The organism is Pseudomonas bharatica (genome assembly GCF_048586865.1).
In the GTDB taxonomy this organism is placed as follows: domain Bacteria; phylum Pseudomonadota; class Gammaproteobacteria; order Pseudomonadales; family Pseudomonadaceae; genus Aquipseudomonas; species Aquipseudomonas bharatica.
Map to the genome: position 1 here is coordinate 99,309 of NZ_JBMAWR010000005.1, position 22,812 is coordinate 122,120.

Below are 22,812 nucleotides of genomic sequence, written 5' to 3' on the forward strand. Positions count from 1 at the left end.
TCGAAAACAGGGAAAGCCCGCGTGAACGAACTTATCGCCGTCGCTTTATTCACCGTGCTGGCCGTTATCAGCCCCGGCCCGGACTTTGCCATGGTCACCCGCGCCAGCTACGCCTTCGGGCGACGCAACGGACTGTTCGCCGCCCTGGGCATCGCCTGTGGCGTGCAGGTGCATGTGCTCTATACCGTGCTCGGCGTTTCCCTGCTGGTGCAGCATTCGCCGACGCTGTTCCTGGTGATGAAGGTGCTGGGTGCCGGATACCTGATCTACCTCGGCTACAGTTCGTTGACCAACACCAGTCGGCTGTCGCTGGAAGGGGAAAGTGGGCGCAAGGCCGGAGGCGCTTTCCTCTCGGGGTTCCTCACCAACGCTCTCAACCCCAAGACCCTGCTGTTCGTGGTCAGCGCCTACACCCAGGTGGTCGGGCCGGACAGCTCGCTGGCCCGGCAATTCGCCTACGGGCTGTTCATGTCCCTGGCCCACTGGCTCTGGTTCAGCCTGGTCGCACTGTGCTTCTCCAGCACCTCGTTGCGGCGCCTGATGATCGACCGCCAGCGCCTGGTGGACCGGGTGATCGGCATGGCCCTGCTCGGATTGGGCGTGACGGTGCTGTTCGCCAGCGTGCGCTAGCGTGGCTGGTCGGGGCTCAGGTCGGCGGCCATTGCGGACGCAGCCGGCTCTGCGCCAACCGCAAACCACTCCGGCCACGAGCTACGCTGCCGTCCCTCTACCTCCACGCACGGAATCAACCGCTGCGTCAGCACCGCCGTCTGCCCCACCGACTTTGCCGTGCGGTACTTGATGCTGTGGATGCACTCGCGGTCGCCGAACTCGCAGCGGTTCAGCCGGGTGCCGCCGCAGGGGCCGTTGGCCAAACCCTTGGGGCAGGTTTCCGGGCAGATATAGAGCGTGTCTTCGAGGCGGCAACTGCCGCAGGTGTCGCAGCCCACCAGCGGGCGTTTCACGCCGCGTTCGAGGCGGTGCAGCCAGCGCTGTCCGGCCTGCGTAGACCACAGGGGCCGGCGCACCGTCCAAGCGAAAGCCCGGCTCAGCAGCGTCGTGCGGTTGAACAGGGTCGAGTGGAGCGTAGAGAGCAGGTGATACCGCAGCTTTTCCTTCGGTGTAGCGCTTACCCTTGACTCCCCGGCTTTCCAGTCCGACTCCGGCGGATTGAAGGTCACCGCGGGCACGCCCGGCATTTCCCAGCTTCGGGCCCAGGCCAGGGCCCATTCTTCATCGGTGCGGATCTTTTCCCGCCAGGCGTCCAGCGCCTGTTCGAGCGCCAGCAATTGCGCGATGTCATGCACGCCGGACAGGTTGATCCCGGCATAGCCCATCCGTTGCAGGCCGATGATCTGCAAGGCCAGGCGATCGACACTGCGTGCCTGGGCATGGGCTTTCGAAACCGCCTCTTCCGCCGCAACCAGTGCCAGCATCGACGGCGATACGGTCACGCCTGCCACATGCTCGAGCATTTTCGCCCGGCCATGGGTCAGGCCCATGATGCAGGCGAGCATCGGGCGCGGCGTTGGCTGGCGCTGCATCCAGTCCATGGCATCGCGGTACCTGGCCATGTCGAAACCCAGTTGCAGGATCAGTAAGTCGGCACCGGCGGCCAGTTTTTTCTGGGCCTTGAAGTACTGCGCGCCGCCTTCTTCCTCGCAATACTTGAACGGATTGAGCGCGGCGCCGAGCAGCCAGTCCGGACGGGCCCGGCGGACGATGCCGAGGGCTGCCACCGACTCCAGGTAACGTACCGGCCGCTGGCCCGGTTCATGGCCGTGCAGGCGGTCGCCGGTGAGCAGCAGAAGCTGGTCGAGCCCCAGCCGGTCCATGCGCTCGAGTTGTGCCAGCAGGTCCTGGCGTTCGCGGTCCTTGCCGGAAAAATGCGGCATCACCGGCACGGGCGTGGAGAGGGCGGCGAAGGTATCCAGGGGCGACAGGTCGAGGTTGCTGCCTACCCGGTCGGCGATCCCGGCGAGCATCGGCCAGCCGCACAGGTGGCCGCGCTGCATCAGTTGCTCGAAGGCGGCGAAACGTTGTGGCTTGGGGACGAACTCCATCACGCAGACGAACTGACGGTCGCGGAGCGCCTGTTTCAACGAATTCATAAGCTGCGCCATGGGGTCAGGACATGACGGTGCATTGTGGGCCAGTGCATCGAGAGACCCTTGTCCGGGAGCGCAGGAAAATGTCGTGAAAAAGACAGGGCGCGTCCCTGACAGGGAAAAGCCCGAACGACAGACACGAAAAAGCCCGCGCTAGGCGGGCTTCTTCGTTTGCCATCGAATCCGGAGACTCTCTGGCGAGGTATGGTGGCTACACAGGGACTTGAACCCCGGACCCCAGCATTATGAATGCTATGCTCTAACCAACTGAGCTATGTAGCCAAGTGGCGCGCATTATTCGCTCGAAACGGGTATCTGTCAACACTCTTTTTCAAAAAATTTTACGCGCATTCAACCGCTTAGCCGGATTCACCGGCCAGACGGCCCGCACAGGGCAGTTCCGCCAGGTCACGCCGGATTTGCCCGCAAGGGCTTCGATCCAGTAACGTGGCGTTTTGCAATTGCCTGGTCGTTCGTCGAAGTCGCCTTCCATGCCCAACGCTTCCGTACCCGAGCCGCTCCCCGAGGAACAGGAAGTCCTTCGTCTGCGGGAAATCATCGCGCACAACTCCGACTGGCTCTGGGAAGTCGATAGCCAGGGCCGCTACACCTTTTGCTCCGAGCACAGCCGGCAGATGCTCGGTTACGCGCCGAGCGAGGTGCTGGGCAAGACACCCTTCGATTTCATGCCGGCCGAAGAGGCGGCGCGGGTCGGTGCGATCTTCGCCGGCATCGTCGCCGAGCAGCGGCCGTTCGCCGGGTTGATCAATCGCAACCTGCGTGCCGATGGCCGTCTTGTAGTGCTGGAGACCAGCGGGGTTCCGCTGTTCGATGAGCAGGGCAGCTTGATCGGCTATCGCGGCATCGACCGCGACGTGACACCGGCCATCGGTCCCCTGGACCGCCGCGAAGTACAGCTCGAAGCCTTGTACGCCGCCGCCTCGGTGGCGCTTGGGCTGGTGGACCGGCAAGGGATACTGGTCAATGTCAACCATGCCCTGGGCCAGTTGCTCGGTGGTGATGCGACGCAACTGGTGGGCCAGCCCCTGCTGATGCCGCAGCTCGATCTGGCGCAGTGCCTGGCCGAGCTGGAGCTGGGCCGGTCCGTTGCCGACTGCGAACTGGACTGGCGCGAGCGCACCTATCTGCTGAGTATCGGCGCGGTCCGGGACCTGGACCAGCAGATCCTCGGCATGACCCTGGCCTTCAGCGACATCACCGAGCAACGCCTGATGCGCGAAGCCCTGGCGCAAAGCAACGCGCAACTGGCCGAGGCCAATGCGCGCCTGCAGGCGCTGGCGAGCGAAGACTTTCTCACCGGCCTGCCCAACCGCCGTCGCTTCGACGAAGCCCTATTGCAGGAAAAGGCCCGCGCGCGCCGCGAAGGCCGGCCGCTGTCGCTGCTGATGGTGGACGTGGACCACTTCAAGGTGTTCAACGATCACTATGGGCACCAGGCTGGAGACGAATGCCTGCGACGTATCGCCGTGCTCCTTGGCCAGTCCTTGCAAAGGCCGGGCGACCAGGTCTGCCGCTATGGCGGCGAAGAATTCGCGGTGATCCTGCCGGACACCGACGTCCATGGCGCTCGCAGCGTTGCCCGGGATCTTTGTCGGCAGGTCTTCGACGCCCATCTGGAACATCTGGCGAGTCCGCTGCAGCGGGTGACCCTCAGCATCGGCAGTGCCAGCCACGACCCTGACCACCCCGATAACAGCGTCGCCCTCGGTGCCTTGTTGCGCGTGGCCGACCTTGCGCTGTACCGGGCCAAGCAGGGCGGACGCAACCGGCTGGTGCAAGGCGGGCAGGAAGAGCCCGCTGCGCCTCACTGAGTCATCGGTACCGGGCAGTCCACGTTGGGAGATACCAGCAACTCGCTGGCCAGTGGCGAGCGGGAAATGCTCAGGAAGGCGTCCACCCCCAAGCGCACCCAGGCCGCCGTCGTTGGACGCACCCACAGCAGGCAAGAGCCGTCACGGGCGCTGAAGCGGTCGCCCAGGGTGCCTTCGAGCATCAGGCGGCCGTCGGCCTCCAGCTCCAACGACAAATGGGTCACATCGCGGGCGACATCAGCAGCGATACGCTGGATCCCAGCGTCGCCGAAGGTCTCGTCCAGCGCACCACTCTTCAGATGGCGAGCCAGCATGAAGGCCCCGGCGTCGCGGTCGATGCCGGCCATGAGGATCCTGCCGTCGGGCAGCAGCACCGACTGCTCCCAGTAGGTGGTGGACGGCAGCGGCAGGAAATCAGCGGAAGCGAACGCGGCTTGGTTGTTGTAGTGGGTTGCCATGGTCGTGCCTGCGGAACTTGGGGGACGGAGCCTGTTTTTTAAGCCTTGGAGTGATGGCCGTCTACTGGCAAAAATGTCAGGTGCCGACGGTTATCGAGCGCTGTAAGCGGAGTGATCGATAACGGGCGACTTCCCTCCGTCAGCCCAGATACCGGGCAAGGAACAGGTGGTTGAACGGCAAGTCGGTGATGCGTCTACCGGATGCCAGGATCTTGCCATCGCCCTGGATTTCAACGCCCTCGCAGGTTTCCTGTCCACCCAGATCGCTTATGACCTGGCCGTTGATACCGAAGCTCATGTCCATCATGCCGTTGGGTTCCATGCGCATCAGAATCACGTCGATCGGGTCGGTGGTGTAGCCTGCTGTCACGATCCTGCCGTCGGGCAGAAAATCGACGCCGGTACTCTGCGTTTCGTGGCCCTGGAAGACCATGATCTTCGGTTCGCCGTTGTTGAACGTGCCGTCCAGACTGCCATCGGGATTCAATCGGGTGGTCAGCGTGTGATTGCCGAAGCCGACGTTGGCCATGCCGACCCCGACGATCCTGCCGTCCGTTTGCACTTTCACCTGAAGGATTTCCGCCTGGCCCGGGGGAAGGGGCAAAAGCACCTGGCCGTTTTCCCCAAAGGCGAGATCAGGGCTGCCATCGGCGTGATACTGGCGGAACTCGGCCTTGCCCAGGTCATCGGAGCGGCCGGCCAGCAGGTAGCCGCCATCCGCGGACACTGCCAGGTGACGCAATGGATGGTTGCTGGCCTCGACGTAGCCCATGCCGTTATCGCCGAAGGTGGTGTCCACGACCCCGTTATCCAGGCGTACCAGGTAGCTGCCGTGAAATGCAGGAGCAGTAGTTCTGTGCGAGATCACGCACGCCATGATCTTGCCGTCATCCAGCAACTCCAGCGCGGTGATGATGGCGCTTTGGTCGCCAAAATCGAGGATGCAGAACCCGCCCACGCCAAATGCGCTGTCCAGTTCTCCGTTGGGTAATACCCGGAACACGGACGACTTCTCCTTATCCATGGCCCGTAATGCGCCATACACAAGGGCGCTATCGTCGGGCAGTACCAGGAGCTCGACCAGATTGGCCGTGTTCGGGGCCGGACCCTCCGGTAGCTGGATGTGGACAAGGCCCGATGGGCCGTATGAAACATCAAGGTCGCCGGTCCACAGATGGCGCGCCATGGTGATCATCGGGGTCACGGTGTCGGAGCAGGCGCTAAGAATCCTGCGGTCACCGAGGAGTTTCGATTTGCCGCTGCGCATGGCTGGCGGAAAGGGGCCCTGCCCGAAAATCCGAAATCGACATCGAGATCGCCTGGGTTTCTGGTGGTTTGCGGAGCGTTCATCAGCAGTTCTCGTAGAGATGGGTTGAGATCAATTTTCTACGCCCGCGAGCCAACCCCATCTACTGGCAGAAATATCAGGTCCCCCGAAGTTGCCGGTGTGGGGCGAGGGCGATTGACGGGTATGTCAGCCATGGCCTAGAGTGCCGACCCTCTTTTCCGTCCTTGCTGTTGCCGAACATGAACGCCGTTGCCCGTCCTTTCACTGCCAGGCTGCCCCTTTTCCGGGCCCTTCGCCGTGCCTGGCCGCAGGACACCGTGCTCAAGCGCCGGCGCAGCGTGCTGTTCGCCTTCACCTTCTCGCCACACCGCCGCTTCGCCTGACCTCTGCGAGCCTTTCGGGCTCGTTCGTCTTCTTTCGATTTCAGCGTCTGTGCGCTCGCGCGCAAGGCATCGAGCCTGTGCGTCGGCGGTGGTGGAGTGAGTTGTGAACAAGCGTTTTCTCGTGGGTGTGCTGTTCGTCGTTTCCGTGGTCGGTTTCTCGCTGGGGGCGACCTTGCCGCTGGTGTCCCTGCGTTTGCTGCAGGCCGGTGCCAGCAGCCTGCAGATCGGTATTCTTTCGGCGATGCCGGCTGCCGGCATGATGCTCTCGGCGTTTCTCGTCGATGCCTGTTGCCGGCACCTGACCCGGCGCACTATCTACCTGCTCAGCTTCAGTGTCTGTGCCCTCAGCGTCGGCCTGATCGAGTGGGCGTTTTCCTCGATCTACCTGTTGGCCGGGCTGCGCCTGGCGCTGGGCCTGGGCATGGGCGTGGCGATCATCCTGGGCGAATCCTGGGTCAACGAACTGAGCGAGGAGCACAACCGCGGCAAGATCATGGCCCTGTACGCCACGGCCTTCACCGGCTGCCAGATGCTCGGCCCGGCCATGCTCTCGCTGCTCGGGGCCGAGGGGCCGTGGCTGGTGCTGATGGTGTCGGTGGGCTATGCGCTGGCGCTGGCCTGCATCGTCTGGACGGTGCCCAACGACCACGTCGAACATGGTGAGGACGGCGAAAAGAGTTTCTCCCTGGCCGGCTTCTTCCGCGTCGCCCCGGCGCTGTGCATGGGCGTGCTGTTCTTCTCTTTCTTCGACGCGGTGATCCTCTCGCTGCTGCCGGTCTACGCCACCCACCACGCCTACGCGGTCGGCGTCGCGGCGTTGATGGTCACGGTGATCCTCACCGGCGACATGCTGTTCCAGTTGCCCATAGGCTGGCTCGCCGACCGCTGCGAGCGAACCATGGTGCACTTGGTGTGTGGCGTGCTGGCGATGCTGATCGGCCTGGCCCTGCCGTGGCTGATCCAGGTGCCATGGCTGCTCTGGCCGGCGCTGGTGCTGCTCGGGGCGGTGGCGGGCGGGGTATATACCCTGGCGCTGGTGCTGATCGGACAGCAATTCAAGGGGCAGGACCTGGTCACGGCCAATGCCAGTGTCGGCCTGTTATGGGGCGTGGGCAGCCTGGTCGGGCCGCTGGTCAGTGGCGCAGCGATGGACGTAGCGCCGGAAGGGTTGCCGATGGCACTGGCGGTGATGGCGGCGTTGTTCGTGTGCTTTGCGCAGTCGGCGAGTCGGAGGGTGTGGCGGGTTTCGGCGGTGGAGTAACGTTAACCCGCACGCTTATAAGGTGTCGTATTCAGCTACGAAAAACCGGACATTTCCGTCTTTTGTGTAGGCAATTTCCCAAGCATACTTCCGCGCCTGATTGTCCGTTGCGCTCTTGGAGATCAGTGCCTAGTCTTCGGCGGTCGTTGCGAGAGTGACGACCGGCTTTGACAGGCCGAGGAATACTTCAGTTGACGCAAACGGTCGTTATGGCGGCTGTGCGTGTGGGCACCTGCGGGTGCGCCGGGTTAATTCTCCTGAAGTCCCTGGTCTGTCAACCCACGCACAGTTGCCACCCTCTCGTTTGACAGCGAGCCGATGGCAGCCCCGATGACTTCAGGAGATGCCCATGAAAAAGCTCGTCCCCGACCCACCCCCGGACCTTTGCATTCGCGAAGGACTATCCCTCGACGAGGCGCTGTACCTCGCGCGCCAGCATTTGACCAGAGCCATCGATAACGCCCACGAGGCAGCGGAAGACGCGCCGCTCAAGCAGGAAACCCTGATTGGCGATGCCGTATTGCAGATAAGGATTGGATTGGCGTTGTTGAAGGTCTGTGCGAACCACCGGGCGGTGGTTGTCTGAGTTGAGGCCGCCTCGCAATCGCTGGCTGGCATGGTCCCTGTGGGAGCTGGCTTGCCAGCGATAGCGGCGGACCTGACAGCATCGGTGCACGTGCCGGCCAAATCGCTGGCAAGCCAGCTCCCACAGGGGCTGTGTGCATCCTGTAAATCATATTCCAGGCGAGAGATTGCCCAGAAGCAGATCCAGCGTCGCGTCGGCCTGCTCCAACCGCGTTTCACCCTCCTCCCCGGCAGCAATCCACAATACCGCCTCCGTCAGGCTGCCATGGACCATCCGCGCCAACGCCTCGGCATCTACTCCGACAATCGCACTCCGCTCGATCAGCCCGCGCATCGAGGCGATGCAGTGCTGTTCCTCGGCCATCGGCACCCCACCCAGCACCGCCCGCGCATCCCGCAGCACGATGCGCTGGATCTCCGGTTCCAGCGCCATCCGCAGGTACGCCCGGCATCTCTCGCGAAAGCCTTCCCACGGCGTATCCGCCCGCTCTGAAATCGCCCTCAGCCGCTCATCCATTTCCCCGTCGATCTGCGCCACCACTGCCGCCAGCAAGCCCTGCTTGTCGCCGAAGTGGTGATACAGCGCACCCCGGGTCAGCCCGGCGCGGGCGGTGAGGTCGTCCATCGAAGCGTCGGCATAGCCGGTTGCAGTGAAGACCTGGCGGGCCACGGCCAGCAAAGTGGCGCGGGTTTCTTCCATTTCGGCGCGGGTGCGGCGGGCCATTGGCACACTCCTTTGGGGCTTTACATACGTGGCGTATGTAAATAGGCTTTTAAACATACGAGCTGTATGTATCTTCCCCGCATGCCTGTCCGAAGGCAAGCGGACAGGCAAAGGAGCGCAAGATGGCCAACCCTTATCGATCACTGTTCGACCTTCCCGGCACCCGCGGTTTCGCCCTGGCTGGATTGCTGGCGCGGCTGCCATTGCCGATGACCGGAATCGGCATCATTACCCTGGTTTCCCAGTTGCGCGGCAGTTATGCGTTGGCCGGCGCGCTGGCCGCGACCTTCGTAATGACCTATGCGCTGCTGTCGCCGCAGATCTCGCGGTGGGTGGATCGCCAGGGGCAATCCCGGGTGTTGCCCTTGGCGACGCTGGTCAGCGTTAGCGGATCGGCCTTGCTGCTGGCCGGGACCTGGTGGCCGCTGGGGGATTGGAGCCTGTTCCTCGGCGCATTGCTGGCCGGCGCCATGCCCAGCCTGTCGGCAATGGTGCGGGCGCGCTGGACCGTGCTCTATCGCGGCCGAGCGGAGTTGCAGACCGCCTATTCGCTGGAAACGGTGCTGGATGAACTGACCTTCATCGTCGGGCCGCCGTTGTCGGTGGGTCTCTGTGTGGCGCTGTTTCCCCAGGCCGGGCCGTTGCTGGCGGCGCTATTACTGACGCTCGGCGTAAGCGCGCTGGTGCTGCAGCGAGGCAGCGAGCCGCCGGTCCTGGCTCCCGGGCAGGGCGAGCGTGCTTCGCTGATCCGTGTTGCCGAGGTTCGCCTGCTGACCCTGTTGATGATGGCGATGGGGGTGATCGTCGGCACCGTGGATATCGCCAGCGTGGCCTTCGCCAGTGGGCGCGGGCAAGCGGGGGCGGCGAGCCTGGTGTTGTCGGCGTATGCACTGGGGTCGTGCCTGGCGGGGTTGGTGTTCGGTGCGTTGAAGTTGAACCAGCCTTTGCCGCGGTTGCTGTTGATCGGAGCCCTGGCGACGGCGGCGAGCACCTTGCCGGTGTGGTTCGCCGGGTCGATTCCGGGCCTGGCGCTGGCGGTGTTCATTGCCGGACTGTCTTTCGCACCGACCATGATCGTGGCGATGTCGCTGATCGAGCGCAGTGTGCCGGAGCAGCGCTTGACCGAGGGTATGACCTGGTTGCTGGCGGGGTTGAATATCGGCGTGGCAATGGGCGCGGCGCTGGCGGGGCAGGGGGTGGATCTGGGAGGGGCAGGGTTCGAGGTGGCGGTGGTGGCGGGAGGGATCGTGGTGCTGGTGGGCGGGTGGGGATTCAGGCGGTTGGGTGGTCGAACTTGAGGGCCCTATCGCTGCATGGGTATCTACACATCTCTAACGCCTTTGCCTCGGTAGCCAGCCAACAGCTTCATTTGCAAATGCGGCAAGCTCCTGAGGACTGTACTGCTCCAGCGTTTCTGTCATGGCTAACAGCATGTACAACCCTGCCAACAACGCTGAAGCAGTCACAGGCTGGGATCGTTTCATCTGGCGGCCAGATAACCGCACCAGGAATGTTCGGGTTTGCTCGGCAAACTGACCCTCGGCACGCATCAGTCGCCAAGCTACTGCACAGGCCTGACTTGCGATAAGCAGTCGCTTGAACACGGCCTCACCACTTTCCTGCTGCCAGCTTTCGAGCTGTTGTCCACCTTCCTTGAGCAGTTTGAAGTAGGACTCGATTCGCCACCGCCAGTAGTACCAAAGCGCAATCTGCTCAGCATTTGCGTCCTCGCCCACATTGCTCAGCAGATACCAGGTGGCTAGCAGCTCTCCTGCCTCGCTCATGACTCGGCTGACAACCAGGCGCGCAGGAAGAGGCGTTCCTGGCTGGCGGAGCTTGAATCGTTCTGCTCTGCTTTTAGCCGCTGGCTGGGCTTTTCGGGTCAGTACTACGTCTGTTTCTGCGACCCACTGTATCGCCGGCTTTCCCTTGAAAACGACGCCTCGGGCGGCTCTGAAGGGCAAGTCTTCAGCGATGAGCTTCAGTGAGAGGGATCGATTCTGGTACTGAGCCGTGGAGTTCATCCTGGCCCGCACCAACCAAAGATGGTTGCCAGCTTGCAGTTGCCTCAGATGTCCCGCCGAGTCTGCTTCGCGATCGACGATATGCACCAGCGGTTTGGTAAAGCCTTGCTGTTCAAGCCATGCAGCACGGTCCACCAACTCGTCCATGTGCTTGCCATGAGCAATGAGCTCATCAGTACGGGTGCTGAGTATTCCGTCCTTCACAGACAGGTTTTGAGCGGGCGTGCAGATGGGTGATCCATCACGATCACTCACTAGCAGGCTGCTTTGCAGTTCGTAACCGACATCGCCCTTGTGGGTCATCTGCAGTCGATCAGTCTTGCTGTGGTGGTGCATGAAGTTGATACGCGACCAGTCATGCATGACCAATGCGTACTCATCGCAATCCTCGCTGCATCCCTCATGAGCCAACGCCAGCAAGGGTTTCACCAGATCACTGGGTTTAACCCGATCGTTTCCCAGAAACCGCCACATGGCCTGTGTTTGCGCAAAGGCCCTGTCGCTACGCGGCAGGGCCTTCATTCCGGCGGCCAAGCCCGCCAGTGCGTTGGTATGTCCCATCACTAACTCGTCGTACCGCTTGATCAGTCGGGCATCGAGCCCGGTCATTTCGAATCCATGCGGTCCTTTTATAGACCATGATGGGAGTTGTGTAGATACCTATGCCTATCGCTGGCAAGCCAGCTCCCACAGGTCCTGTGGGAGCTGGCTTGCCAGCGATTAGGCCATCAGCAACAACACAAGTCCAGGAGCTCAGACGTGCTGCAGAATCGCCCCGATCAACCCCGGGAAACGCCCGTCCAGCGCCTCGATGCGCAGGGAGTTCATGTGCGTGGTGCCCACCGCGCGCGTTTGCACCAGCCCCGCATCGCGCAATACCCGGAAGTGGTGGGACATGCTCGACTTCGGCCGCCCTCCGTCCAGGTCGCCGCAACTGGCTTCGGTGCAGTTGGCCAGGGTCCGGACGATTTCCATGCGCACGGGATCGCTCAGCGCGTAGAGCACGCGCTCGAGGACGAAGTCTTGTGGGTCTGGATGTTTGTAGGCACGCATGGGGCGGATCATACCGGAGGCTTCACTAAATGCCAAAGTTCGAATACTATCGAACAATCGTAACTATCCATGTCCTCTCCCAGGAGCTTCCGCATGACTGCACTTTTCCAGCCTTTCACCCTCAAGGACGTCACCCTGCGCAACCGCATCGCCATTCCTCCGATGTGCCAGTACATGGCCGAGGATGGCGTTATCAACGACTGGCATCAAGTTCATTACGCCAGCATGGCACGTGGCGGCGCTGGCCTTGTCGTGGTGGAAGCCACGGCGGTCGCTCCTGAAGGCCGCATCACCCCGGGCTGTGCCGGGATCTGGAGCGATGCCCATGCCCAGGCCTTCGTGCCGGTGGTCAAGGCGATCAAGGCGGCAGGCTCGGTGCCGGGCATCCAGATCGCCCACGCCGGGCGCAAGGCCAGCGCCAACCGCCCATGGGAAGGTGACGACCATATGGCCGAGTCCGACGCCCGCGGCTGGCAGACCATCGCCCCGTCCGCCATTGCTTTCGGTCATCATCTGCCGAAAACCCCGCGTGAAATGACCCTCGACGATATCGCCCGGGTCCGCCAGGACTTCGTCGATGCCGCGCGCCGTGCCCGCGACGCCGGCTTCGAGTGGATCGAACTGCACTTCGCCCATGGCTACCTGGCCCAGAGCTTCTTCTCCGAGCACTCCAACCAGCGCACCGATGCCTATGGCGGCAGCTTCGACAACCGCAGCCGTTTCCTTCTGGAAACCCTGGCCGCCGTGCGTGAAGTCTGGCCCGAGCACCTGCCGCTGACTGCCCGTTTCGGTGTGATCGAATACGACGGCCGCGACGAGCAGACCCTCGCCGAGTCCATTGAACTGGCCCGTCGTTTCAAGGCCGGTGGCCTGGACCTGCTGAGCGTCAGTGTCGGCTTCACCATCGCTGAAACCAACATTCCGTGGGGCCCGGCCTTTCTCGGTGAAGTATCGCGCCGGGTGCGTGACGAGGCCGGTATCCCGGTGACCTCGGCCTGGGGCTTCGGTACCCCGCAACTGGCGGAAGAAGCGGTCAGCTCGCGGCAACTGGATATCGTCTCGGTGGGCCGCGCCCATCTGGCGGATCCGCATTGGGCGTACTTCGCGGCCAAGGAGCTGGGTGTGGACAAAGCGTCGTGGACCCTGCCGGCGCCTTATGCGCACTGGCTGGAACGCTATCGCTGAATACGGTTGGTGCAACCGCTCTAACCTAGGCAGCTAAGCGTCCTGTGTGGGGTTTACCCGCGATTTGCTGTAGTGAATTCACTATAGCCATCGCGGGTAAACCCGCTCCCACAGGGTGCGCGTTGTGCCTTGGAGCTGTTCTCTGTGCGACAGCGCAGCCCGAAAAGGCTGGGCGGAGTCCCACAAGTATTCGTCAGTCCACCGCGACCAGGGGAATGGTCGTCACGGCGTGCTGGTGCTGCAGATAGCTACAGATCTCCAGGTTCAGCCGCACAAACTCATCCCAACTGTAGTCACGGGCATAACGCTCGGTGAACTGCAGGTCCACCCGACAGATATCCGGGCGGTCCTGGTAGATCCCGCACCCCTTGCTGTTGGCGTCGTAGTGCCGGCAGGTGCCGTCGCCACGGTCGAGGAAACGGGTTTCATCGGCCATGTCCACGTGCTGGCAGCACAAGCCGCACTGGGTGCAGGGGAAGGGCGAGGTGATCTGGCAAGGCATGGCGGTCGCTCGAAGTGGCCCGCGCCAGGCGCGGGCCATTGCCTTACGCGACAGGTGCGTCGAGGCTGGCTTTCTGTCCGCTGGCTACCGCGGCGACATCCTTGATGCGCTTCTCGGTCGACAGCACCAGGTTGCCGGCTTCGTCGAGGATGGCGGTGTCGATCATCGCCTTGATCAGCTGGGCGAACTTGACCGCGCGGAACACCACTTTCTTGCTTTCTTCAGAGAAGGTGCGGTAGTCGACGCCGTTGTTCTCGATCACCTTCTTCAGCTCGCTGACGCTACGCCGCAACTGCGAGCTGATGTTGGAGAAGGTGGTGTTGGCCAGCGAGGTCACCGCATCAATGGCTTGCAGCTTGCCGGCCATCAGCTTGGCCTGCTCGTGGATGGTCCGGGCCTGTTCCATGTTGCTGCGCGCAGTGTTCAGGGCTTCCTCGCCCTTGCTGCCGAGCACGTGGCCGAAGATCGCCAGGGCCGGGCCGGCGACGATGCCGCCCAGTACCATCATGCCGCCGGCCATGCCGTAGCCACCGGCCGCCAGCGACCCGCCGCCCAGCCAGGCCAGGGTGGCGTTGGTCGCGGCTACGCCGCCCAGGGAGGAGATGGCGGTGCCGGTGCTCGCCGTGGCCAGCAGCATGGTGCCGTTGTAGGCGCCGAAGGCCAGTGCCGCGCCACCGGTCATGCCGGCGCCGAGGCCAAGGCCGGCGTCCTTGAGGGCCTGGTAGTCCTGGCGCAGGCCGGCCAGGGTCTTGCCGGTGAAGTCGCCAGCGTTGAGCTTGTCCAGTTCCGGGCTCTGGCTGAGCTCGACGTTCTTCAGGCGTTCGAAGGTTTCGATGAACTCGTCGACCACGCCGTTGAAGGCACGCAGCTTGCGCTGGCCGTAGTCTTCCAGGGTGGCGTTGGTCTTGGTGCGCTGCTCCTCGACCTTCGCGTTGGCGGCATCGACCATCGAGCCGGCACTGGCATTGAGGTCCTTGGCTTCGCTGTGGTCCATGGCGCCGCTGACGCCTTTGACCGCGCCGTAGATGCCGGCCGCCGCAGCGACCGCACCGATGATGAGTGGAATTGGCATGGGCTCGTGTCCTTATTCGAGAATGAGCGAGATGGTTTTGCTGACTTCACGGTTCATGGTTTCGGCACGTTCCAGGAGGTCGTCGAAGATGAAGTCTTCCAGCTTGTGGTGCAGTTGGAACTCCTTGAGCAGGGCCCATTCCACGCTGGAAATGTGGCCGTCGCGCAGGGCCACCAGGAACAGTTCGAACAGCACCACCTTCGATGTGGACGGCAGTTCGAACCTGGTCGCGTTGAGCAGCTCGCGCAGTACGCTGGTGGCGGCCTGGACGCGATATTCCGGTTTCTCGGCGACGATCATCGGCAGCTTCTTCAGCGCATCGATCAGGCGCCGTTCCACGTTGCAGGACGAGGAGAAGAAGCTGTCGAAGGCCGAAGCACTGCCGGTGGACTGCACCAGTTCCTCGATCAGCTCGCGTTCGGCGTCGCCGGTGACGATGGTCAGGGCGTCGAGGTTGCTGCTGGAGGTGAGCTGGTCACGGGTCTTGCCATCCCAGCGCAGCGGCTTGTCGGCGATGGCGAGCAGTTTCGCCAGGTCGATGAGGTGTTGCTTGTCCGATCGGGACAGGAATTTCATGAGCATTGCATAGGGTCCTTTTTCCGGTAGCAGGCGTAGGGTCAGAGCACCAGAGGGGCATCGCTGTCCATGAAGGTGTCGAATTCGCTCTGCGAGCTGAACTCCAGCTGTTTGCCCAACAGGGTGGCGTACTGGTTGATGGCGACGGCGAAGGCATCGCTGTCCGCGCCGTTCACCGCGACGAACAGCTGCGCGGTTTCCGTGCGCAACTGCGGGATCTCGCGGCGGGTGAATTCATCGAGACGGGCTTGTTCCTCGGCGATGCGCTCGCGGGCGGCTTCCTGGATCATCTGCACGCGGGCCAGTTGCCGGCGGGACAATTCCACGTCGCGGGCGGCCTCGAAGGCGCACTGGTAGAAGCTCGACGACAGGGTGTAGCCGATCATGCCGCCGATGGCGGCGCCGACGAAGGGAATCGGCACGGCAATCTGGCCCAGCACCGCCATCATGCTGCTCGACAGCATGCCCGCGCCTTTCTCGCCGAGTTCTTCGAGCAGTTGCGCTTCGCTGATCTCATCCTTGATGTAGCGATGAATGGAGGTCGTCAGCGACAGACAGATGTTCACCACCAGCGCGGGGGCGTTGGTGCCGGCGAGGGTGCGCAGGGTCTGGCTGCTGGACTGTTGCATGGCGCCCTTGAGCGCCGAGCCGGCGAACGCCGTGCCGTAGCCCAGTGCGGCTGCCTTGGCGGTGTCCAGCACCACGTCCTGTGCGGCCTCGCCCAGTTCCTTGGTGTCCTGGGCCACCTTGAATGCGTTGGTCAGCAAGGAGATGCTGCCGCCGATCAGCGCACCATACTTGGCCCCTTCGACACCGGCGCGGTGGCTGGTACGGGCGATGTCCTTGAGGGTTTCGCGCAGCGGACGCTCGGCGTAGTCGATGGCCTGGGCGGTATCCAGGCCGAGGTCGACGATGTCTTCGTCGGCCAGCTTGTCGAAGCGCTCGGCGCGCTCGCGGAACTTGGCGGCCACTTCGGGCTTGCCTTCGCTATCGAGCTTGTCGGCGCGGTTTCGCAGGTTCTGCGCACGGGTACGGCAGTAGGTCTTGGCTTCCTCCACCTGTTCGGTGGGCAGTTCGAGCTTCTTGCCGAAGTACTTGCTGTACTTGTGGTCCTCGTGGCTGACCTGGTTGGCCACCCGGTTGCCGTTGGCCTCGACCTTGGTCTGGGCTTCGTAGACGATCTCGCCGTCCTTCACCCGGACCCGGTCCACCGCCTGGCGGTACTTGCCGTCGGTCTCGATGCCGTAGTGCTTGAGATCATCGCTGCGAATGCTGCGCTCGCTCGACTTGTTGATGATCGCCTCGGCGTTCTCGCGGCTGGTGCTGGAGACTTCCGCCGCCCAGCCGGCGCGGTGCTTGACCCCGGTGTTCTCCTGGCTGATGCCCTTGAGGCCCTTGCTCAGCTTGACGCCGTATTCGTTGTCGACGCCGGTGTAGGCCTTGACGAATTCGGCGTTGGCGCTGCCGTAGCGCGACACGGTTTCGCTGGCCGACAGCGCGGTGGCGGTGTTGGCCCGGTCGCGGGCGATGGCCTCGCGATCCGCTGGCGCGAGCGGTTGCTCCTCGGTGTCCGCGGTAGGCACGGGGGCAATATCATTGAAGTTCATGCGCGCTCCTCAAAACGGGTCGCAGGTGGAAGAGGGCTGGCCGGGGTTGGCCGGCGTTGCATACAGGGCGGTGACTTTGTCCAGCTTGTCCTTGATCGCGTCGATCCAGGGTTGCGGCTCGTGCAGGCGGATGCTTTCGCCAAGGCCGAAGACCCACCAGAAGGTTTCCTGGTCGTCCGGTACCGTGGCCTGCAGGCGCTGCCAATCGCTATCCGCAAGCGGCGTGAGGGACTGTTCGGCGCTCAGCGGGGTTTCGTGCAGCATCCAGGCGATCGACGGCGCGACATCGGCAACCAGGCGCTGTTGGCCGATCTGGCCCTTGTGGTTGAAGCCGCTGCGGATGAAGGTGTCCAGCTCGAAGCCGGGCGGCTCGACACAGGCCTGGTCCAGACAGGTCGCCTGCTGGATACGGTGCATCGCGAACTGGCGCACGTCGCTGTAGCCTTCGACCCGGCCGACCAAGTAGCTGACCGCATGGCGCGACACGATGCCGCTGGGGTGAATGCGCAGGGCCTTGTGCTCGGCCTTGCTGCGGCTGTGGTAGCGGATGTCCAGTTGCCGCGTTTCGAGCACTGCCATGGCCACCTCGCTCCACACCGTGGCTTCCACGGCTGCCGGCAGCAGGGCCTTGCCGTTCGGGATCACCCGCACGCGCCCGGGCCAGTTGGCCAGGGGGTTGTGCTCCAGGCCCTGCAATTGCCGGTGGGCCAGGTCGAAGTGCGGCGCGAGCAGCTCAAGGATGCTCGGCGGCAACACCTTGTTCAGGTGGCTTTGCGCGAGGGCGAAGGCCAGTGCCGTCGGGGTGTCCAGCGCCGGGAAATCGAAGCGCGGCATGTCGCTGGGAAAGCTCCAGCGAAACGGCTTGCGGCTTTCATCGCAGTCGAGGGGGAAGTCCAGGCCCAGGCGTCCGATCAGGTCGCGTTGCAGGGTTCGCTGGTCGATATCGAAATTTTCGGCCTTGAGCTTTTTCAGCAGCTCGGTGGTGGAGATGCTTTTCGGCGCACGGGGAATCAGGCGTAGCAATGCCAAATGCCTGAACAACCGGTCCTTGGGATCTGACATGGGGGAAGAATCCGATCTGCCTTGAAAGTTCGCGGGTGCGACGAACATTCCTTCGTGGCCTTTTAACATCATCTTGTGCACTCCGCCAATAGTTCATCCGTCGAAGGTTCAGGCTGCGCCGTGTTGCCCGGCGCTATTACGGGACTTTTCCCGCTCCAGTTCCTTTTCCAGCTCGCTGAAGGCCTGGCGGTTTTTCATGGTGATCACGCCGATGACCACGCCGAGGGTGAAGCAGATCAGTTCTTTCATGACGGTTCGCTCGTTGACCGGGGTTGAGGCGATCATCCGGCGGGGCTGCGACAGCCTGCGTCGCACCTTGCAAAAAAAGCGAAAAAAAGCCCCGACCGGACCACCCGGCTTTGCGCACGACGCACCGCAGTTTTGCCCTGTGGACGGATTCCGTGGTGGCGCCAGGCCCTCTACTCTGGTGCCATTCCGTTCAGCCCTTTCGATGAGGTCCGCCATGTCCCTTGGCAATCCTGTCACTGCCGAGTCCCGCTCGGCATTGGCGACACCCACGCTGTCCAGTTCCCTGGTGATCTTCCTGGCCATCTGCTGTGGCGCGGTGGTCGCCAACCTGTATTACGCCCAGCCGATCGTCGAGCTGATCGCCCCGTCGATCGGCCTGTCCAGCGCCAATGCCAGCCTGATCGTGTCGCTGACCCAGTTCGGCTATGCGATCGGCCTGCTGTTCCTCGTGCCCCTGGCCGACCTGCTTGAGAATCGCCGCCTGCTGGTGGGCTTCACCCTCGCGGCGGCCGTGTGTTTGGCGGGCGCAGCGCTGAGCACCACGCCATCGCTGTTCCTGATCAGTTCCTTGCTGATCGGCCTGACGTCGGTGGCGGTGCAGATCCTCGTGCCGCTGGCTGCGCATATGGCGCCGGAAGCCTCTCGCGGACGGGTGGTCGGCAATATCATGAGCGGCCTGCTGCTGGGCATCCTGCTGTCGCGGCCGATCTCCAGCACCCTGGCCGAAGCGTTCGGCTGGCGCGGGGTATTCTTCGGCGCTGCTGGCCTGATGGCGTTCATGGCCGTGGTCATGGGCCTGCTGTTGCCGCGCCGGGTGCCGACGCACCAGGCCAGCTACGCGCAACTGATCGGCTCGGTGTTCACCCTGGCCCGGCGTTACGCGGTGCTGCGCGAGCGCTCGCTGTACCAGGGCTTGTTGTTCGCCGCGTTCAGCAGCTTCTGGACCATCGCTCCGATCGAACTGGTGCGGCATTACGGCTTCAGCCAGACCGAAGTGGCGATCTTCGCCCTGGTTGGCGCGGTGGGTGCGATCGCGGCGCCGATCGCCGGGCGCCTGGCCGACGCCGGACATGGCGTGCGCGGCACCCTGGCGGCCTTGCTGCTGGCGCCGCTGTCGCTGATCGCCGGTTCGCTGTCCGGGGCTGGCTGGTTGTGGATGGTGGTCACGGCGGTGGTCCTGGACTTTGCCGTGCAACTGAACATGGTGCTTGGCCAGCGCGAAATCTATGCCCTGGATCCGCACAGCCGGGCCCGGCTGAATGCGGTGTACATGACCAGCATCTTCGTGGGCGGCGCCCTGGGCTCGCTGATCGCCAGCCCGCTCTACGAGCACGTCGGCTGGCCATTGTTCGCCTGCATGGCGGCCCTGCCACCGCTGGCCGCGCTGATCCTGTTCATTCTCCGTCCGCGCGGCTGAGCACGCTCATGCAAGCGCAGCGCGACGCTTTGCGGCACACTGCCCGGCCAGAGACATCAGCCGAAGCCAGGAGCCGGGCCGTGGACAAATTGCAGGCGTTGAGCATGTTCGTCGAAACCGTGCGCTGCGGTGGCTACTCGGCTGCAGCGCGCAAGCTTGGCGTGGCGACCTCTTCGGTGACCCGCCAGGTCGCCGCCCTCGAAGCCCAGCTGGGCACCACGCTGCTCAACCGCACCACCCGCCACAGCAGCCCGACGGTGGCCGGCCAGGATTACTACGACAAGGCCGTGGCCATTCTCGAAGCCCTGGCCGAGGCGGATGGCGCGGTGTTCGATCGTGGCAGCGAAGCGCGAGGGCGGTTGCGGGTGAACGTGCCGGTGGAGTTCGGTCGCCGGGTTATCGCGCCGCACCTGGGGCGTCTGCTGGCGCGGCATCCGGAACTGGAGATCAGCCTGACCCTCAGCGACCAGATGACCGACCTGCTCACCGAGCGGGTCGATTTGTGCGTGAGACTGGGCTCGGCCCTCGGCAGCGAGGACGTGATCAGCAAGCCGATCGGGCGCTTCGAGCGCTGGCTGGTCGCAAGCCCCGCCTATCTGGAGCGAGCCAGCATCCCGCGGCATCCGCTGGATCTGCTGGAGCACCAATGCCTGGTGTTCGATTACGGCCCGGCGTTACAGAACTGGGTGTTCCGTGAAGGGGGTGACAGTATTCCGATCAATGTGCAGGGGCGCTTGCGCAGCAACAACGCCGATGTCCTGCGCGAGGCGGCGATTGCCGAGGGTGGCCTGGCACTGCTGGCGGACTGGCTGGTTGCCGAGGACGTGCGGCGGGGCAGGTTGCTAAGGGTGCTGGAAGGGTTCGAGGCGAGCCCGGGCAGTGCCAGTTGTGCGATCAATGCGCTGTATCTGCCGAGCCATCGGGATTCGAGCCGGATTCGGGTGTTCGTGGGGTTTCTAGAAGAAATCTGCGGCTGAACGCGGACCCTGTGGGAGCTGGCTTGTCGGACCGCCTGCTTAAGCCAGATGTTTCCCACGGTTCAAGCAGAATCTCCTCATTGCTGGGGAAATGCCCCCCAACGAGCATGCACGTCCCTCATTCAAGGAGACGTCCATGTCCAATCTTTCACTGCCAAACGTCGATCTACCCCGCCTCAGCCGCAAGACCATCGCCCTGGCCGCCATTCCCCTGATTGCCATCGGTGCCTGCGCCGCGTTGTTCAACCAGGTGTTCTTCTACAACGAAGCCGGCCAGATGGCCCACGTGCGCACGATCTTCGGCGAGGAGAAAGTGGTCGAGGACGTCGGTTACGCCACCCAGTGGTTCGGGCGCACAACGGTGTGGAAGCGCACCATCGGCGTTCAATCGGCCTTGCAGGGCGATACCCATGCCAGCGGCAATCCGACGGTGACGGTCGGCACCTTGCCGATCGTGTTCCTTGGTAACGTCGATGCCAAGGCCGAGTTCAGCACCCAGTTCCGCATGCCGAGCGGCGAAGCCTTCCTGACCATCGCCCATGAGTACCGCACGCCGGAGAACTTCCTGCAGCGCGCCTTGCTCCCGGCGGTCAAGGAAACCCTGCAGGCCACCGCCTCGCTGATGAGTGCCGACGACTACTACGCCGGCGACCGCAACCAGTTTGGCGCCGAGTTCGAGAACCAGTTGCGTGATGGCCTGTACCTGACCAAGCGCAAGGAAGTGCGGGTCCAGCGTGACCACTCGCCGGCGCAGACGGCGATCCTCCAGGCCGGCACCGAGCAGGGGCAATACGGCGACAGCATCTCCACGCGCTTCGTCATCGAGAAGCTGCGTGACGAGAACGGCGTGGAAATCCGCAAGCAACAGCAGTTCCGCCTGTTCGGCGTGGATGTGGTGGACGCCCGGGTCACTCACATCGACCCAAATCCGCAGTATCAGGAGCGTATGGTCCGTGTGCAGCAGGCTCTTGCCGAGCTGGCCGTGGCCCGGCAGAACCGGCTCAAGGAAGAGGAGGAGAAGCAACTGGTCTCCGCCCGCGGTGCCAAGGATGTCGAAGCCAAGCGCCAGGAAAGCCTGCGCCAGCAGATCGAGCGCACCACCCAGGCCGAGACCGAAAAACAGCTCACCCTGATCAATGCCGAACGCGAGCAGCGCCGCGCCGAGATCGAGAAGAAGACCGCCGAACTGCTGCGGGACAAGGCCCGGGTGACAGGTGAAGCGACCAAGATAACCGCTGATGCCGAAGCCTATGCCCGGGCGGCGTCGATCAAGGCCGACGGTGCGTTGCAGGCGAAGCTCGATGCGTTGGTGCGGATCAACCAGGCGTGGGCCGAGGCGGCGGCTCGTGCACCGGTGCCGTCTGTCATGATGGGCGCCGGTGACGGCGGAACCGGACGGCAGGACGAGATGGGCAAGCTGATGAGCGTGCTGGCGACCAAGGCGGCGCGGGATCTGGCGGTGGATCTGCGAACGGAGTAACTGCTGGCGCTGGCAATTGACCCTTCCCGCCAAGACATGCTTTGCTCCGAAGGCTTGCAAGCAACCAACGGCTACGCGGTCACTGTAGGAGCTGGCTTGCCTGCGATGGACCGCGGCAGCGGTCCCAAAACCGGCTACGCCGGGTCGTCTGGTTGATCGCGATCAGACCGGCGCTGAATCCAGCGTTGTTGTATGGCGCATGCTCGTGCTGGATGGATTTGGGACCGCTTTGCGGTCCATCGCAGGCAAGCCAGCTCCTACCTGGACCGCGTCGTTTTCCAAAGGAAAAGGGAGCGTCATGTCAGACTTCAAGTTGCATTGTTTTGCTGAGTCCGGAAACGCCTACAAGGCCGCGTTGATGCTCGAACTGAGTGGCCTGGACTGGGAGCCGGTGTTCGTCGATTTCTTCCACGGGCAGACACGCCAGGCTGCCTGGCGCGACGAGGTCAACGAGCAGGGCGAGGTGCCGGTGCTGGAACATGCCGGGCAGACGCTGACCCAGTCGGCCTTGATCCTCGACTACCTGGCCGGGTACAGCGGTCGTTTCGGGCCGCAAAGCGAGGAGGAGCGCCGCGAGATCTGGCGCTGGATGCTCTTCGACAACCACAAGTTCACTTCCTATTACGCCACCCTGCGCTTTATCTACGGGCTGAAGCACAGCGGCGAGACGCCGGTCACCACGTTCCTGCGCGAGCGTGCGAAAGCGGCCTACGACATCGTCGATGGGCACCTGGCCCATCGTCCGTTCATGCTCGGCGAGCGCCTGACCATCGCCGACTTCTCCCTGGCCGGCTACGTCTTCATGCCGGAAGATACCGGCATGGACCTCGCCGTGTACCGTCATATCGAGGCGTGGAAAGACAGGATCCGCGACCTGCCGGGCTGGAAGCCACCCTATGAGCTGATGCCGGGCCGGCCGGCGCAGGCCTGAAAACGAAAAGCCCCCTGGAGCCGAGGCTCACAGGGGGC

General features: G+C 63.6%; 24 protein-coding genes and 1 tRNA gene. 11 read left to right on the plus strand and 14 right to left on the minus strand.

Annotated features, from left to right (window positions below; genetic code table 11):
* Nucleotides 1-21: 21 nt before the first annotated feature.
* Nucleotides 22-630, plus strand: coding sequence for a LysE family translocator (locus tag ACKLLE_RS08465; RefSeq protein WP_420057594.1), 609 nt, complete (start codon nt 22-24; stop codon nt 628-630).
* Here ACKLLE_RS08465 and ACKLLE_RS08470 read toward each other — a convergent pair.
* The 3 genes from ACKLLE_RS08470 to ACKLLE_RS08480 all read right to left on the minus strand — a co-directional run bounded on the left by ACKLLE_RS08470 (nt 627) and on the right by ACKLLE_RS08480 (nt 2,601).
* Nucleotides 627-2,111 carry a methylenetetrahydrofolate reductase C-terminal domain-containing protein gene (locus ACKLLE_RS08470; protein ID WP_420057596.1) on the minus strand — a complete coding sequence of 495 codons (1,485 nt, stop codon included), beginning with the start codon at nt 2,109-2,111 and terminating at the stop codon, nt 627-629. The genes ACKLLE_RS08465 and ACKLLE_RS08470 overlap by 4 nt on opposite strands.
* 202 nt (nt 2,112-2,313) lie before the next feature.
* Nucleotides 2,314-2,390 (minus strand) — tRNA-Met (locus tag ACKLLE_RS08475).
* A gap of 49 nt (nt 2,391-2,439) precedes the next feature.
* Complete coding sequence (locus ACKLLE_RS08480; RefSeq protein ID WP_158467821.1) at nt 2,440-2,601, minus strand: hypothetical protein; 162 nt, start codon at nt 2,599-2,601, stop codon at nt 2,440-2,442.
* Here ACKLLE_RS08480 and ACKLLE_RS08485 point away from each other — a divergent pair.
* Entirely contained in the window at nt 2,600-3,940 is a 1,341-nt protein-coding gene (locus tag ACKLLE_RS08485; protein WP_064304793.1) for a sensor domain-containing diguanylate cyclase, read from the plus strand. The genes ACKLLE_RS08480 and ACKLLE_RS08485 overlap by 2 nt on opposite strands.
* On the opposite strand, the gene ACKLLE_RS08490 is transcribed toward ACKLLE_RS08485, so the two are convergent.
* Nucleotides 3,934-4,398 (minus strand): NHL repeat-containing protein, encoded by a 465-nt coding sequence (locus ACKLLE_RS08490; RefSeq protein WP_420057597.1) that lies wholly within the window; start codon nt 4,396-4,398, stop codon nt 3,934-3,936. The two genes, ACKLLE_RS08485 and ACKLLE_RS08490, sit on opposite strands and share 7 nt — an antisense overlap.
* 139 nt (nt 4,399-4,537) lie before the next feature.
* The gene (locus ACKLLE_RS08495; RefSeq protein ID WP_420057599.1) at nt 4,538-5,593 is read right to left on the minus strand and encodes a hypothetical protein; all 1,056 of its coding nucleotides are present in this window, start codon (nt 5,591-5,593) and stop codon (nt 4,538-4,540) included.
* A 332-nt stretch (nt 5,594-5,925) separates the two neighbouring features.
* Here ACKLLE_RS08495 and ACKLLE_RS08500 point away from each other — a divergent pair, with 332 nt between their 5' ends.
* The 3 genes from ACKLLE_RS08500 to ACKLLE_RS08510 all read left to right on the plus strand — a co-directional run bounded on the left by ACKLLE_RS08500 (nt 5,926) and on the right by ACKLLE_RS08510 (nt 7,916).
* Nucleotides 5,926-6,069, plus strand: coding sequence for a hypothetical protein (locus ACKLLE_RS08500; RefSeq protein WP_420057600.1), 144 nt, complete (start codon nt 5,926-5,928; stop codon nt 6,067-6,069).
* A gap of 103 nt (nt 6,070-6,172) precedes the next feature.
* Complete coding sequence (locus ACKLLE_RS08505; protein WP_420057601.1) at nt 6,173-7,330, plus strand: MFS transporter; 1,158 nt, start codon at nt 6,173-6,175, stop codon at nt 7,328-7,330.
* 349 nt (nt 7,331-7,679) lie between these two features.
* Complete coding sequence (locus ACKLLE_RS08510) at nt 7,680-7,916, plus strand: hypothetical protein (RefSeq protein ID WP_420057602.1); 237 nt, start codon at nt 7,680-7,682, stop codon at nt 7,914-7,916.
* Between the two features lie 147 nt (nt 7,917-8,063).
* Here ACKLLE_RS08510 and ACKLLE_RS08515 read toward each other — a convergent pair whose 3' ends face one another.
* Nucleotides 8,064-8,639 carry a TetR/AcrR family transcriptional regulator gene (locus tag ACKLLE_RS08515; protein ID WP_420057603.1) on the minus strand — a complete coding sequence of 192 codons (576 nt, stop codon included), beginning with the start codon at nt 8,637-8,639 and terminating at the stop codon, nt 8,064-8,066.
* 122 nt (nt 8,640-8,761) lie between these two features.
* Between ACKLLE_RS08515 and ACKLLE_RS08520 the strand changes: the two genes are divergently transcribed.
* Nucleotides 8,762-9,937, plus strand: coding sequence for an MFS transporter (locus ACKLLE_RS08520; protein WP_420057605.1), 1,176 nt, complete (start codon nt 8,762-8,764; stop codon nt 9,935-9,937).
* 33 nt (nt 9,938-9,970) lie between these two features.
* Here the strand turns inward: ACKLLE_RS08520 and ACKLLE_RS08525 are convergent, their stop codons facing one another.
* Both ACKLLE_RS08525 and ACKLLE_RS08530 read right to left on the minus strand, forming a co-directional pair.
* The gene (locus tag ACKLLE_RS08525; RefSeq protein WP_420057606.1) at nt 9,971-11,272 is read right to left on the minus strand and encodes a transposase; all 1,302 of its coding nucleotides are present in this window, start codon (nt 11,270-11,272) and stop codon (nt 9,971-9,973) included.
* Between the two features lie 144 nt (nt 11,273-11,416).
* Complete coding sequence (locus ACKLLE_RS08530; protein ID WP_009406529.1) at nt 11,417-11,728, minus strand: ArsR/SmtB family transcription factor; 312 nt, start codon at nt 11,726-11,728, stop codon at nt 11,417-11,419.
* Between the two features lie 81 nt (nt 11,729-11,809).
* On the opposite strand from ACKLLE_RS08530, the gene ACKLLE_RS08535 reads away from it, so the two are divergent.
* The gene (locus ACKLLE_RS08535; RefSeq protein ID WP_064303590.1) at nt 11,810-12,901 is read left to right on the plus strand and encodes an NADH:flavin oxidoreductase/NADH oxidase; all 1,092 of its coding nucleotides are present in this window, start codon (nt 11,810-11,812) and stop codon (nt 12,899-12,901) included.
* Between the two features lie 193 nt (nt 12,902-13,094).
* Here the strand turns inward: ACKLLE_RS08535 and ACKLLE_RS08540 are convergent, their stop codons facing one another.
* From ACKLLE_RS08540 to ACKLLE_RS08565, 6 genes are all read right to left on the minus strand, one after another.
* Nucleotides 13,095-13,403, minus strand: a complete 309-nt coding sequence (locus tag ACKLLE_RS08540; RefSeq protein ID WP_279897865.1) for a YkgJ family cysteine cluster protein — start codon at nt 13,401-13,403, stop codon at nt 13,095-13,097.
* 43 nt (nt 13,404-13,446) lie between these two features.
* The gene (locus tag ACKLLE_RS08545; RefSeq protein ID WP_064303592.1) at nt 13,447-14,475 is read right to left on the minus strand and encodes a hypothetical protein; all 1,029 of its coding nucleotides are present in this window, start codon (nt 14,473-14,475) and stop codon (nt 13,447-13,449) included.
* Nucleotides 14,476-14,487: 12 nt separating this feature from the next.
* On the minus strand, nt 14,488-15,057 hold the full coding sequence (locus ACKLLE_RS08550) for a hypothetical protein (RefSeq protein ID WP_064303593.1): 570 nt from the start codon (nt 15,055-15,057) through the stop codon (nt 14,488-14,490).
* Between the two features lie 35 nt (nt 15,058-15,092).
* Nucleotides 15,093-16,658: a hypothetical protein gene (locus ACKLLE_RS08555; protein ID WP_420057607.1), complete on the minus strand. Its 1,566-nt coding sequence runs from the start codon at nt 16,656-16,658 to the stop codon at nt 15,093-15,095.
* 9 nt (nt 16,659-16,667) lie between these two features.
* A complete protein-coding gene (locus ACKLLE_RS08560) occupies nt 16,668-17,720 on the minus strand; it encodes a helix-turn-helix transcriptional regulator (protein WP_064303594.1) in 1,053 nt (350 codons plus the stop codon).
* Between the two features lie 108 nt (nt 17,721-17,828).
* On the minus strand, nt 17,829-17,969 hold the full coding sequence (locus ACKLLE_RS08565; RefSeq protein WP_279897861.1) for a hypothetical protein: 141 nt from the start codon (nt 17,967-17,969) through the stop codon (nt 17,829-17,831).
* 214 nt (nt 17,970-18,183) lie between these two features.
* Here ACKLLE_RS08565 and ACKLLE_RS08570 point away from each other — a divergent pair, with 214 nt between their 5' ends.
* The 4 genes from ACKLLE_RS08570 to ACKLLE_RS08585 all read left to right on the plus strand — a co-directional run bounded on the left by ACKLLE_RS08570 (nt 18,184) and on the right by ACKLLE_RS08585 (nt 22,774).
* Nucleotides 18,184-19,386, plus strand: a complete 1,203-nt coding sequence (locus ACKLLE_RS08570; protein ID WP_420057609.1) for an MFS transporter — start codon at nt 18,184-18,186, stop codon at nt 19,384-19,386.
* A gap of 80 nt (nt 19,387-19,466) precedes the next feature.
* On the plus strand, nt 19,467-20,363 hold the full coding sequence (locus tag ACKLLE_RS08575) for a LysR family transcriptional regulator (protein WP_420057611.1): 897 nt from the start codon (nt 19,467-19,469) through the stop codon (nt 20,361-20,363).
* 136 nt (nt 20,364-20,499) lie between these two features.
* The gene (locus tag ACKLLE_RS08580) at nt 20,500-21,843 is read left to right on the plus strand and encodes an SPFH domain-containing protein (protein ID WP_420057613.1); all 1,344 of its coding nucleotides are present in this window, start codon (nt 20,500-20,502) and stop codon (nt 21,841-21,843) included.
* A gap of 298 nt (nt 21,844-22,141) precedes the next feature.
* Nucleotides 22,142-22,774, plus strand: a complete 633-nt coding sequence (locus tag ACKLLE_RS08585; protein WP_420057615.1) for a glutathione S-transferase family protein — start codon at nt 22,142-22,144, stop codon at nt 22,772-22,774.
* Nucleotides 22,775-22,812 lie beyond the last annotated feature (38 nt).